Origin of the sequence: uncultured Sphingomonas sp., assembly GCF_946477935.1 — a bacterium.
In the GTDB taxonomy this organism is placed as follows: Bacteria; Pseudomonadota; Alphaproteobacteria; order Sphingomonadales; family Sphingomonadaceae; genus Sphingomonas.
In genome coordinates this window covers 15,373-28,549 of record NZ_CAMLAC010000022.1, presented here as the reverse complement: position 1 = coordinate 28,549, position 13,177 = coordinate 15,373, and the positions used below count along the sequence as shown (strand labels likewise).

The window sequence follows — 13,177 nt, the reverse complement described above, 5'->3', positions numbered from 1 at the left end:
GCCGACGACCATCAGCGCGGTGGCCGCTGCGATCCAGATGCTCCGCTTCACTTCACACTTCCCCCGCTAGACGGCATGGGCGCAAGCTTAACCAGCCCGGGCCTTGCGACGCAATGAACGACGTTTGCGCTGATACCGCAAATTCTCGTCGCAAAGGGTGCAAGTCCTGGTTGATCGCCTCCCCCGGCCCCGCTATAGCCGCGTCTCGCCGCATCCGGAGACGTGGGTGAGTGGCTGAAACCAACGCTTTGCTAAAGCGTCGTACGGGAAACCGTACCGAGGGTTCGAATCCCTCCGTCTCCGCCAGACTTCCCCGTAATCGTCGGTAAAAATTGGAAATGGGTACTCTGTGCCCATTTTATGCCCACTTGATTTGGTTCGCGGCGGCTCATCGCGGACGTAGCCGGACGTTTGACCACCATCGTCAACCCAGTGCGGTGTACGTGAGGTACGCGGGTGAACCTGGCTTGCCCCAAACTTCGGAGTAGAAAAATCAATCGATCGGCCTGCCCAATTAGAAATTTCTGGTGGAGCGCTGAGCGATTCCGCGAGCTGCCAACTCCTTGAAATGCATCGATCCTGGGTTCGAGCCGTTCAGCCGGTGCAATTGCATCAGGAACTTAACATGGCTGACCTCACCAACGTTAAAAAGCATATGGAAGTCGTCGGGGCGGATGGCGTCCACGTTGGAACCGTCGACAAAGTCGAGGGTGACCGCATCAAGTTGACCAAGCAAGATAGCGGGCAGGGTAGCCACCAGGGGCACCATCACTATCTGCCCGGTGGCCTGGTTGCCGCAGTTGAAGGCGACAAGGTGCGCCTGTCGGCAACGGGTGCGAACGCCTTGCTTTTTGAGGAAGAAAAGGATCGGTCGTCGGGTGCCAAGGTCGGCACCAACCCCGATCACACGCGCAGCGCTTTCCAGGACCGTGCCCAGCCGACCAACTCGGGACCGGACTGGTCTACGATCGGGCTTGGCCTGGCAGCAGCTGGTGTCGCTGCCGGAGCGGCGTTCCTAGCCCGTAGCAAGGCCAAGGCACATGACGAATTCGAACTTCGCTTGCAGACTGACGAGAATGTTCGCCTAATCTCCTCTGCGAAGGTTCAGGGAACTCCCGTGGTTGGCCGTAATGGGGAGCATCTCGGCAAAATCGAGAACTTCATGGTCGATAAATACACGGGACGTGTTGCCTATGCGGTGATGTCGTTCGGCGGCACGATGGGTTTTGGTGAGGCGCTGTTCCCACTACCCTGGAGCTACCTGAACTACGATGTCGACAAGGACGGTTATATCCTCAACATCACCAAAGAACAGCTGGCAAACGCGCCTAAGTTTAAGCCCAGCGAGGCGCCTGAGTTTGATACCCGGTACCGGCAGAATGTAGCGCGGTTCTACGGCCGCGCCTCGATATAATTTCGCTGGCGGGAGGGGTGCAGCACCGGCCCTCCCGCACCATCAATCCTAAATTTGACCGCGATTGTTTGGGCACTCTTGCTGATTGCAGAGGATGGCATGACGTGGGCGCAAAGTGGGACGTCCAGCGCGGGTGGCGAACCAGAGAGTTGCCCGGCTCGGGCTGCTTGGGCGTCGCACAATTGTCGGGGATGGCGTGAACGGCGTTGTCGGGCGGCAATTCGGCCCCGACGACACTGAGGAAGAGGATGAACTGTTGGTGGCGGTGGCGCTGCATGTTGCGCCCGACCACCGATCCATCTAGCACGTTCAGCGCCGCGGTGCCGTTGCGCTTGTAGTCGTGGGGCATGGTGGCCCCCGGCCGCGCTTCAGCGGCTGCCCCGACTGGGTGCGGTCGAGCACTGGAGTCTGGCTCTTCTCGTCAACCGGCGGCACGATGGCGTACGCAGGCGGCGAGACGTACAGATCGACCACGTTGCGTGGTTTCACGGCAATCGCCTTGCCGTTGGACAGCTGAAGCTGCGACAGCGGGGCGGCGCCCATTCGTTTTCGTGCCAGATCTTTACCACCGAAGATGCCGTAATGCCGACCGCCTTTGCCATGGCACGCACGGTCCAGTGTGTCGCCTTATGGCCGGCCGGCTCCAGCGTCAGCGCCATCGCCCTGCCGACCAGCGATGATGCCGGCAGCGCGATCCAGGCGGGCGCGGCCTGTCGCGGAGCAGACCTTCGGCGCCCCCCGCCATGAACCGATCCTGTCAGCGCCATACGCAGGTCTTCTACTTGCCCATCGCTGCCATGATCGCGACCGTGCCAGCGGCATCCTCGCTGAGCAGAACGGTCCATGTCTGCCATACGTGTTTCGGCAGCAACCTGTGCGCCGCCGCGACTCCTCAAGCTGCGCCCTGTCCAATGCCATGACGACGATGCTGATCCCTCTTCGCATGGCGTATCATCACGTACCCAACTCGCGGGCGAAATCTTTCACAGGACCCTTCCGTCCCAATCAACCCTCTAGGCTGGGGCCTTCAAAGGCCGATCCAAATCATGTGGCGAGCGGTTCGCGTTGTACTGCGAATGCCCTGCTAGCCAGTAGCCGCCCGCTCGATGCCGTTTGGGAAGGGCTTTTCAATAAGTTCAATACCTTATTGACAACACCTAACTGCCGTATGAGTATACGATATAAGTGATACAAGGGGGAGCCAGATGCAAAGGGTTTTGCGTTTCGGTACGCTGATCGCAGCGATTTCACTGATGCCGACAGGGGCTCAGGCACAAACGACAACCGTGGTGCAAGATGGCGATCCTAGCGAGGATCGGACGGAGATCGTGGAGCCAACTGGTACCCCCGATGGATCAGCCAAAACCGACATTCTGGTCATCGGTATCCGTGGATCAGTGACATCTGCGGCGAACAAGAAGAAGAACGCCAAGCAGATTGTCGACTCGGTCGTTTCGGAAGACGTCGGCAAGCTGCCCGATAACAACGTTCCCGAGGCCTTGTCCCGCATCACTGGCGTCCAGATCACGCGTGAGCGGGGGCAGGGGCAGAGCGTGGCCATCCGTGGCCTCTCTGGTGTGCAGACCACGGTAAATGGTAACGACACCAGCCTTGGCACTGGCCGCTCGTTGAATCTGGCCGATATCCCTGCCGAGCTGTTGAAGTCGGTCGACGTCTACAAAACCCGCACCGCCGACCAAGTCGAAGGCAGCATCGCCGGTACCGTCAATATCGAGCTGCGCCGGCCATTGGATATGGTGAAGGGCTGGACGGTCGCGGGCAGCGTCAAGGGCATCTACGACGATATCGCCGAGAAGGTGAGCCCGTACGCCAGCCTGTTGGTCGCGCGGCGGTTCGAGACGGGAATCGGTGAGGTCGGCTTTCTCGTCAACGGGTCGTGGACGCGGACCAACTACAAGGAAAATTTCATCGAGAGCGAATCGCCCGATATACCATTCGGCAGCGCGGCGGAACCGAACAGCCCGCGCGCCGGCTTGCCTGCCGGGTTCGAGAATACGGTCATCCCGTACCGCGCCTTCTACGGGCTGGAGGAAGGCAGCGTCGACCGCCCGTCCGTCAGCGCAGCGCTGCAGTGGCAAGCCAACGACAATCTCGACTTCCTGATCGAGGGCCAGTATCTGGGCTCAAAGGCGCGCAACACGTCCGACCGGTTGTATTTGCTGACCCGGGAGACCGGATCGCGGTACAGCAACATCACGCTCCAGCCCGACGGGCGAACCGCGCGGTCGCTGACCATCAACGTGCCGATCAACTCGGTCACGCCAGAGGGGCTGCCGGCCGGCATCGACTCGATCTACAGCCGCGCGAAGTCGGATTTGTACACCACCAATTTCGAGATGCATTGGCGCAGCGACCGTGCGCTGCTGAACACCAGCATCCAGTACAATTGGAGCAACGTCGACACGGTAATCGCGGAGCATTTGACGCGACCCTACGGCCTGACATCGGCGACGATTGATTTTGCCTCCGATGCCTATTCGCGACCGGTGCCTTCAATCACCTTCAATGGCATCGATCTGGGGAATATCGCAACCTATGGCGTGCAGCGATATCAAGACCTGACGAATGCGGAGCGCAATCGCGAATTTGCTACGCAGTCCGACCTGACGTTGATCGTCGGTGACAGCGGACTGCTGCGCACAATCCAGACCGGCGTTCGCTTAAATCGCCGCAGTACGAGTCGCGAGTACGGGTATCGCGACGGCCTGCCGCGCATCAACGGCCAGTTCACCCCGTTATCGCAATTCCCAGGAGGCAATCAGGCGGAACTGGTCGGTCCGGATCTACCCGGCGCACTGCAATGGTATCGCATCCCCGGCGAGGTTGTCTTCGGTAGCCGGCCGGCGATCCGCGACTATATTCAGGCAAACGACCGCGGTAACGCCGTGCGCTTCTCCACCGAGGCGATCCCGCCCGATCGCGGCCAGAACTTCGACTCGACCGAAAACCGCCTCTCCTACTACGCTCAGCTTAACTACGCATTCGACCTGCTCTTCCCGGTGGAGGGCGTGGTGGGTGCCCGCTACACCAACACATGGGGTACGGTTTCCAGCTTCAATTTCCGTCCGGGCAATGCCGCCAATGGCAACCAGGACATCGTCGAGAGCGGATCGGGGAAGGTTAATTACCAGGACCTGCTGCCAAGCGCGACCGCGCTGATCCATATTACGCCCAAGCTGCAGTTGCGGCTCAGCTATACCACCAACGTTCAGCGACCAGGCTTCTACGACCAGCGCCCGTTCTATTTCGTGGATTTGGGTCAAACGCCACCGGTCATTGCGGCGGGCAACCCGGACCTGAAGGCGCAACGCGAGAAGGCGTTCGACGTCAGTGCCGAATATTATTTCGGTCGGGGCGGCCAGCTGTCCCTCGCCGGCTACTACAAGAAGGCGACCGGCTTCCTGTATTACAGCCGCGAGGTCGTGGGCGAGCTCGGCCGTTATGGCCTGCCGGGGCAGAGCGGCTTCGTCGAGCAGCTCCGCAATGCCGGTGATGGTACTTTCGCCGGTGTCGAGGCCAGCGCGCAGACCTTCTTCGACATCCTGCCCGGCTTCTGGCGCAACTTCGGCGTCAGCGCGAACGGCAGCTATATCGGCAAGGCCCGGATCGAATATCCTTATCCAGAGGACTTCCCGGGTGCGTTCGATTCGACGGATACGTCGACATGGACTGCGAACGCCGCGCTGTTCTATGACACGCCGACGTTCAGTACGCGCGTCGCGTTCAATTATCGATCCGCCTATCGCCTGTTCGTCTGGAACGCCAATCCGGAATATTCCTGGTACAATGACGACACGTATCGACTGGATGCGGCAGTCAATTTCACGCCGGTCAAGTTCATGACCCTGTCGATCGAGGGCACCAACCTGCTCGGCAACGATGTGTACCGCTACTTCGGTCAGCAGAATTTGCTGCCGCTCGGCGTGCGGACCTTGGCCAGGACGGTGCAGGGCAGCGTTCGCTTCCGCTTCTGATTGGATGGGGGCGGGGGCGGGAGCGGCGTCGTCTCCCGTCCATATCAGGCGATCGAACAGGTCCTGAAGTTCGCCGCAAAAACCGGCGCTGTGCTGTATAGTCCTGCCGGTGGAATGTCCCGGTACCAAGGAGATGATCGGTGACGTCTGCATTGAACCAGCCGGATGAACAGCATCACGGCGACGAGCATGGGATCGCGCGTCGGCACGTCCTGAAGATCGCGGCTGGTGCGGCGGCTATCTCGCTGGCCGATCACGGCTTTGCGGCACCGGTGATGACGGACACCGCTCCGGTCAACCTCGCCAAGGTGGCGCTGGCGGACAGCCATTTCACGTCGGGTGACACCAGCCTGGCTGCCCTGAACAACGGTGCCGAGCCGGAGCGCTCTGCCGATACCGCGCACGGCGCCTACGGGACTTGGCCCAGGACGGATGAGCAATGGGTCACTTATACGTGGAACCAGCTTGTCTCGACCGACTCGGTTGAAATCTATTGGTGGTCGGACGGACAAGGGATCGCTCCACCGCGTTCTGCCAGATTGCTGTACTGGGACGGGAAGGCTTTCGTCCCCGTGCGCAATGTCCGCAGCGGCAACGTGGTCGCGCTCGACCGCTTCAACCGCCTGAGCTTTGACCGGGTCAGGACCGACCGGCTGAAGCTGGAATTTGTCGGCGACGCAGGCAAGTCGGTGGGTATCCTGCAGTGGCGGGTCTGGAGCGCGGGGGCTGTACCTGCGTTCGCACCGGTGGTCGCGGCCGGGGTTGACCGGTCACTGGTTGTTGGCGGCCAGACCTTTCTTGCAGGCCGGGCCGACTGGCTTCGGCGCAGCCCCGGTGACACGGTCCGCTGGACCAAGGTAAGCGGGCCCGGAAAGGTGATGTTTGCCGACGCCAGCGCGCCTGCGACGCGCGCGACGGTAGATGCGCCGGGCGACTACGTGCTCGGCCTGACGGCGACTGCCGCGGGCCAAGGCGCCAAATCGACGCTGGCGCTGCATGTTGGATCGCCACCGCCCGCCAAGCGGCTCGATGTCGTCTATACGACGCGCTACGCCATCAATAGCCCGCTGTGGAACCAACGCGCCAAGTCGCTCATCGTGAACTGGATTCCGCATTGCATCGCCTATTGCGAGCGGACGGATTTGAAGACCGGACAAGGAGGACTCGACAACTTCGTCGAAGCGGCAAAGGCGCTGCGCGGCGAACGCCATGCTGCACATAAGGGCTATGTCTTCTCCAACGCCTGGGTCCACCAGACGGTGGAATCGATGTGCATCGCGCTCATGGTCGATCCACAGGGTGATCGCCAGATCGAGGCAGCGCAGGCCGATATGCGCAAGACGCTGGAGCGCTGGATCCCGATCATCCTCGCGGCACAGGAGCCGGATGGCTATCTCCACACTGCCTATACGCTGGCGGATCGTTCGGACTGGGCAGAGCGCTGGTCACCCGAACACCGTGCCGATCATGAAGGCTATGTCGCGGGATACTTCATCGAGTCCGCGATAAACCATTACACGCTGACCGAGGGCCGTGACCTTCGACTGTACAATGCGGCCAAGAAGTTGGCGGACTGCTGGGTGGCTAATATCGGCCCCGGCAAAAAGCCGTGGTTCGACGGACATCAGGAAATGGAGCAGGCACTTGTCCGCTTCGGCCGCTTCGTCAACGACATGGAGGGGCAGGGCCGCGGTGACGGGTATATTGCGCTTGCCCGTTTCCTGCTCGACTCGCGCGAAGGTGGGTCCGAATACGACCAGAGCCATTTGCCGCCCGAACAGCAATATGAGGCGGTCGGCCACGCCGTGCGTGCCGTGTACTTCTATTCCGGCATGGCCGACATTGCCGCGGAAACCGGAGACCGTGATTACCAGAGCGCGGTGATGTCCCTCTGGGACAACATGGTGAACAAGAAATACTATGTCACAGGCGGCGTCGGCAGCGGGGATACGTCCGAGGGTTTCGGTGGCAACTATGCCCTGCGCAACGACGCATATTGCGAGTCCTGTTCGAGCTGCGGCCTGATCTTCTTTCAGTACAAGCTGAACCTGTCCTACCATGACGCGAAATATGCCGACTTGTACGAAGAGACGATGTACAACGCGCTGCTGGGATCGACTGACCTGGCCGGCAAGAGCTTTTGCTATACCAACCCGCTCGTCGATACCGAGCGGGCGAAATGGCACACCTGCCCGTGCTGCGTCGGCAACATCCCACGCACCCTCCTGATGATGCCGACCTGGGCGTACGTGAAGGGCGATGACGGCCTCTACGTCAATCTGTTCGTCGGCAGCCGCATCGACGTGGGTGAGGTTGCCGGCACCCGGGTCGAGATGGTGCAGCAGACCGATTATCCCTGGAAAGGTGCGGTCGGCATCACCGTCAACCCGCGCGAGCCACGCCGCTTCTCGGTCCGCGTGCGCGTACCGCAGCGGACTACCAGCGCACTTTACACCGCGACCCCGGAGGTTGGCGGGCTGCTACGCCTGGCGGTCAATGGCCAAGCCATGACCCCTCGGATCGAGAAGGGTTATGCCGTCATCACCCGTGAATGGCGGGCCGGCGATCGGATCGAGCTGGAGGTTCCGATGGCAGTGCAGCGCGTGATCGGGGACGACAAGATCGAGGCGACGCGCGGCAAGGTGGCGCTGCGCTATGGCCCGTTGATCTACAATGTGGAGCGGGCCGACCAGTCACGCATCGATCTTCCCCTTGGAAACGGGCCGTTGGAAGCCGAGTGGCGGGGCGATCTGCTTGACGGCGTGATGGTAATCCGGGGCCGATGGAGCGATGGCTCGGTGATGACTGCCGTGCCCAATTTCGCTCGCGCGAACCGCGCCGGCGAGCCGATCCGTGAATTTCCGGGCGAAACCGGTGTCGAATATGCGCCCGGCGCCAGCACCGGCGAGGCCGCTGGCGCGGCTGCCGGTGATGCCCGGCCCAAACGGCGGCACGGTGATACGGTGGTATGGATCGCGAACGGTGGCACTCCTGTATGATCAGGGTTCGCCTTGTTCTTGCTGCAGTGGTTCTTGTTCAGGCGGGTGCTGCGGTGGCGACTGCCGCGGAGGATTATCCGACGCAAGTCATCACTTCACCACCCGCGGCACTCGCGCTCGACCCGTTCTATCGTCGCTACATCGATGCCTCGGGCCTGCCGATCGTCTCCTCGGGAGCGGTCCCCGATGCCGCGTTGCTGGCCGCCCGCGACATCGCGACCGCCATGCTGGTCGAACGGCCCGATATCCGTCGCACCATGATCGCACGCGGCTTCCGCGTCGCGATCATGGGTGTGGAGGAAGGCACCGTCGATCTGCCTGAGCAGCGTGACTGGAAGAAGCCGACACGTGACGATCCACGGCTGACGGTATGCGAGCGCAAGCAGTACGACGAGCGGATCGGTCGGTTGAGTGACCGAGGGTACTGGAACAGCCGTGCCCGCGGCATGGGCGGCGATTTGACCAGTGCCGCGACCGAGAACCTGCTCGGTCAGCCTGGGCAGCGCTACTACGGCGAGAACATCTTCGTTCACGAGTTTTCGCACGGCATATTGGAAGGGGTGCGCACCGCTGATCCCGCCCTCTATGCCCGGGTCGAGCGGGCCTATGCCTCCGCCATGGCGCGAGGCATGTGGAAGGGCGAATATGGCAGCACCAGTATCGACGAATATTGGGCCGAGGGCACGCAGACCTGGTTCAACTCGAACCGGCTGGCGATGATCGACGGCCGGCGCATCCTGAATGACGATGATCTCGAAAGCTACGATGTAGCCCTCTACAATGTGCTGTCGGAGGTTTACGGTAGCAACCACCGGCTGGCCGGCGACGTCTTCTACATGCACGCTGCACGCGTACCGGATGGGCCTGTTCCTACTTCGACCGCTGAGGTGTGCTGACCACTGACCGGTTAGCCTGATCCACCTCGCCCCGCTCGCCCACGCCGATGCAAGGCATCGGCGTGGGCCCTAGCCGCAGGCAGGCACGGGGTGGGCGGGTGCCTCAGTCGGAGCTTTTGTCTGGGGGGCCAGCGCTTCCCATTCCTGCACAGCGACGCCGGCATGGCGTCCGCCAGAGCCGGAGGCGTCGAACACCGCACGCAGACAGCGCGTGGTGACGGGTGCGAAGCGTACCGTCTGCCAGACATCGGGTGCTGTACCGTAGACATTTGCTTGCGGTACTGGCCGCCATCCCTTGTTCCAGTATTCCAACCGCCACCGGGCAGGCGGAGCGACACCTTCGTCCGCCCCTGCGGGATGATCCGCCCAGAAGCGGATGCGGCTCCCGTCGAGCCTGACCGGTTCCGCCCAGCGATATTCGATCCACTGGCTAGCCGGGTTCTTCGGTGTCCAACTGCCCCACATGTCGGGCGGCAGCGGGGCCGCCTTCACGATGCCATCATTGAGCGCCTTGATCCAATATTGGACTGGGATCGGCTCATTGGACGCATAGGCTCGCGCCGCACCCGCGACATTGCGGGTCGGTGCTGCCGCAGGGGACGGCCGCCGCGTTGGGGTGACAGGGCGGATTGCGGCGGGGGACACACTATCGTCCCATTCCATTCGATCGATCGCGACACTGCGACGGAAATGACCGCCTTGGGCCGCATCAGCAGTGTGGTAAGTGATGTACCACTTCCCCTTAAACTCGACCGCTCCTGCATGACTGGTCGTTGAACTGACTGGCTGAAGGATCGTGCCACGCCAGGTCCAGGGGCCGAGTGCCGAGGGGGCTGTGCCATAGGCAATGCAGGCGTGGTAAACGGCCGGCGTGCATTGAGAGTTGGGGCCGGCATTGTTGCCGGCATAGAGCATATAATAAATGCCATGCCGCTTCATCAGCCAAGGAGCTTCAAAGAAGCCGGTCAGGCTATTCACCGCCACCACGTCCCCTTTTGGGGTCAACATGTCGGCGGCTAATTCTACGCCTCGCAACTGACCGAACGTGCCCCAATACAGGTAGACGCGACCATCGTCGTCAATGAGGATGGTGGGGTCGATATTCTGGATGTCGTTGGCGACAGGTACCGCCTGCGATACGATTGGACCGGCAGGATGCGCGTCCCGCCAAGGCCCGGTGATCCGGTCGGCGACGGCAACGCCGATCGCGAAACGGTCTCCCTGGGCATCCCCCCGCTGCATCACAGGCGCATAGAGATAGAAGCGGCCGTCGCGAGCCTTGATGATCTGTCCGGCGTAAGCCCGGCCTGGCTCCGCCCAGGCGAACACCGCCTCAGGCTTCGCAGTTGCTGGGTAATGTTGCCACTGCCCCGACGCCGGATCCTGTGTCGATAGCAGCTGCCACTCGTTCATGATGAAGTCGTTGACGTCCGCTGGCGCTTCATCCCGGCCTGCGAGAATCCACAGCCTGTCGCCTTCAACGATGGGCGCGGGATCTGTCGAGTAATAGCGGCCGTCTGCCAGGATTGGATTGCCCGGTGCTGTTACCGGCACACTGTTCTGCGCCAGTGCGGTCGCGGGCAGGGCGGTGAAGAGGGCCAGGGTAGGGATCGTCTTCACTATTTCTCTCCGGTGAGGTGGAAGCAGACAATCGTCGAAAAGTGCGAGGGCAGATCGGTCTTTTACGACGCGCGGTAATGGTCTGACCAAACTCTACGATGCCGGTGAACGCATACTGCGAGGGCGTTGATGATGCAGGCTGCCGGCGACCTCCCCGCGCGATAATGAACCTCGCAACAGCAGCGGCAGACGTGACGATCCTGGCGGACTGTTGCTCGTGTAGATGGCGCATCCTCCTCTTGCTTACGCCGCAATACTCGGACATCATAGTTCCGTATACCGTATAAGTCCAATCGGAGATCGCTGTGGCTGCCCGGTCGAAAAACAAGAGGCCTTTCCGCTGTTGCAGCTTGGGTAGTAGCGCCTTGCTCGCAATGATTGGATGCGGCGTCGACGGTGCGGTACCCAGTCTCGCGGCGGTGCCGCAGGCTCCAGTCTCACCTGGATTGGTGTCGCTGAGTCCCGTCACACCGGTCCGAGCTTCGGCCTGCATAGCTGGGTCATGGCATGTCGTCGCTACCGACCCCTCAGACAAATCCAATGCCGCACTGCCGCTACGTTACCAGACCGAACATTTCGCGATCCACTGGCAGGGCGACAATGTTCGCCAAGCGGACGCAGAGGCGGCAGGACGGCATCTGGAATATGTCTGGACGCAGTTCATCAATGGCATGGGGTTTCCGGAGCCGGATTGTGGGGCGGCAAGCAAGCGCAAGGTCAACATATTCGTTGGTAAAGATTACGGTTTGACGGGAGGGGCGGACAAACTGGGGCAACTGGGAATGTGGATCGGACCCGGCGGGGTCCGAGACCGGTTTGGATTGGCACACGAGTTGACCCATGCGCTGCAGGTTGGATCCGGCGGCTTCCAGGATTCGCCCTACACCGGCTGGCTGTTCGAGAGCCATGCCAACTGGATGACCCACCAGTTGCCGGAGTTTCGCACGACTACGCACTGTTCGGTACTATCGGTCGACTATCCTCACCTTTATTTTGGATCGACGCGGGTGCGATACTGCAACTGGCAGTTCTTGGAGTATATCAAGAACCGCTTCGGCTATCAGGCGATCAACGCCATGTGGTCGCGGGCGCCGCGCAAGGAGGATCCCGCTGCGGCTACCGCCGATCCAATTGAGGTGCTGATGCGTAATCAGGGCTGGACCGTCGCGCAGATGAACGACGCGTTCGGTGACTGGGCGATGCACAACGCCAACTGGGACTATACTAACCCGGACGGAAGCGATCAGGGTGCGGTGTATCGTCGTGAATATGGGGAATATCGCGAGCAGGGGGCTGAACGGCTGTTGCGTACTGCAGTACTGGATCCAATCGATTTGCCTCGACGCCGCTTCGCAATACCGACCTCGGCCGCACCGCAGCGTTGGGGCTATAACATCGTCCGCCTCCATCCCGATGCGGGTGCATCCAGCGTTGCGGTCACCTTCCGCGGGGTGGTGCAGCAGTCGTCTGCGACGACGAACTTGCCAGGGTTAGCTGACGAGCCCGATACAATACCGACGCCCGCGAGCGGCTGGCGCTGGGGCCTGATAGCGGTGGGGGCGGACGGCCGAAGCCGGTATTCGCCGATGCAACGCGGCGCCGACGGGGAAGCTTCCATACAAATACTGCCTGATGACACAGGCTTGTTCATGGTGGTGCTTGGTGCGCCTAACACGTTCCAGCATATCCGTTGGGAGCAGCCTTATTACTCGATCTACCGCTATCCCTGGATGGCTCAGTTCAGCGGTGCGATGCCCGATCGTTATCAGCCAGGCACGTCCGAACCAGTCGCAGGAGGGCGGCGTCATGCCAATGGTGGCGGATGGGTCGCGGCAGAAGCCTCTGTAGATGCTGGCGCCTATGTCGGCCCCTATGCCCGGGTACTTGCCGGCAGTGTGCGCGAGAATGCACGGGTGGAAGATCATGCGGTGGTGGCGGGCGGTCAGGTGCTCGGCAACGCTCGCATCAGTGCCCTGTCGGTGATCCGAGGCGATACCGTAGTGAAGGGCAACGCGCAGGTCGCCACCACCTTCCTGGGCATTGGCGAGTATGAACGCGGCATCGTCCTGTCGGGTAGCGCCCGCAACATCGGTGACGTCGAGCAGCGCGGCGCATCGGCGGTGCGTGGTACCTTCTACGGGTTCGTCGACCCAGGCGTTATCGCCGATCCCAAGCGAGGTGCGGCCCTTACCGCGGCCGTGCAGGAAGTGACCGCTGCGCCTGATTATCATTGGCGTGACTGATCTGGCGCGA

6 protein-coding genes, 1 tRNA gene and 2 pseudogenes are annotated in these 13,177 nt (G+C 61.7%); 7 read left to right on the top strand and 2 right to left on the bottom strand.

The genetic code is table 11. The annotated features are described in order from the left end of the window. The first annotated feature begins 216 nt into the window (after nucleotides 1-216). The 3 genes and pseudogenes from Q0U08_RS04350 to Q0U08_RS04340 all read left to right on the top strand — a co-directional run bounded on the left by Q0U08_RS04350 (nucleotide 217) and on the right by Q0U08_RS04340 (nucleotide 1,414). Nucleotides 217-306: transfer RNA gene (locus tag Q0U08_RS04350), tRNA-Ser, on the top strand. 319 nt (nucleotides 307-625) lie between these two features. After that, nucleotides 626-865, top strand: a pseudogene (locus Q0U08_RS04345) (DUF2171 domain-containing protein); the annotation flags it as partial. Further along, entirely contained in the window at nucleotides 845-1,414 is a 570-nt protein-coding gene (locus Q0U08_RS04340; RefSeq protein ID WP_298089969.1) for a PRC-barrel domain-containing protein, read from the top strand. The pseudogene Q0U08_RS04345 and the gene Q0U08_RS04340, both read left to right, overlap by 21 nt. A 97-nt stretch (nucleotides 1,415-1,511) precedes the next feature. Here Q0U08_RS04340 and Q0U08_RS04335 read toward each other — a convergent pair. Beyond that, a pseudogene (locus Q0U08_RS04335) lies at nucleotides 1,512-2,359 on the bottom strand (IS630 family transposase); the annotation flags it as partial. Between the two features lie 272 nt (nucleotides 2,360-2,631). Between Q0U08_RS04335 and Q0U08_RS04330 the strand changes: the two are divergent. The 3 genes from Q0U08_RS04330 to Q0U08_RS04320 all read left to right on the top strand — a co-directional run bounded on the left by Q0U08_RS04330 (nucleotide 2,632) and on the right by Q0U08_RS04320 (nucleotide 9,304). Continuing rightward, nucleotides 2,632-5,409 carry a TonB-dependent receptor gene (locus Q0U08_RS04330; RefSeq protein ID WP_298089965.1) on the top strand — a complete coding sequence of 926 codons (2,778 nt, stop codon included), beginning with the start codon at nucleotides 2,632-2,634 and terminating at the stop codon, nucleotides 5,407-5,409. A 140-nt stretch (nucleotides 5,410-5,549) separates the two neighbouring features. After that, the gene (locus Q0U08_RS04325; protein WP_298089964.1) at nucleotides 5,550-8,408 is read left to right on the top strand and encodes a beta-L-arabinofuranosidase domain-containing protein; all 2,859 of its coding nucleotides are present in this window, start codon (nucleotides 5,550-5,552) and stop codon (nucleotides 8,406-8,408) included. Then, complete coding sequence (locus tag Q0U08_RS04320; RefSeq protein WP_298089962.1) at nucleotides 8,405-9,304, top strand: glycoside hydrolase; 900 nt, start codon at nucleotides 8,405-8,407, stop codon at nucleotides 9,302-9,304. Before Q0U08_RS04325 ends, Q0U08_RS04320 begins: the two co-directional genes overlap by 4 nt. Nucleotides 9,305-9,373: 69 nt before the next feature. Here the strand turns inward: Q0U08_RS04320 and Q0U08_RS04315 are convergent, their stop codons facing one another. Then, a complete protein-coding gene (locus Q0U08_RS04315; protein WP_298089961.1) occupies nucleotides 9,374-10,924 on the bottom strand; it encodes a family 43 glycosylhydrolase in 1,551 nt (516 codons plus the stop codon). A gap of 449 nt (nucleotides 10,925-11,373) precedes the next feature. Here Q0U08_RS04315 and Q0U08_RS04310 point away from each other — a divergent pair, with 449 nt between their 5' ends. Beyond that, nucleotides 11,374-13,167: an Svx/AvrXca family virulence/avirulence protein gene (locus tag Q0U08_RS04310; protein ID WP_298089959.1), complete on the top strand. Its 1,794-nt coding sequence runs from the start codon at nucleotides 11,374-11,376 to the stop codon at nucleotides 13,165-13,167. Nucleotides 13,168-13,177: the final 10 nt, after the last annotated feature.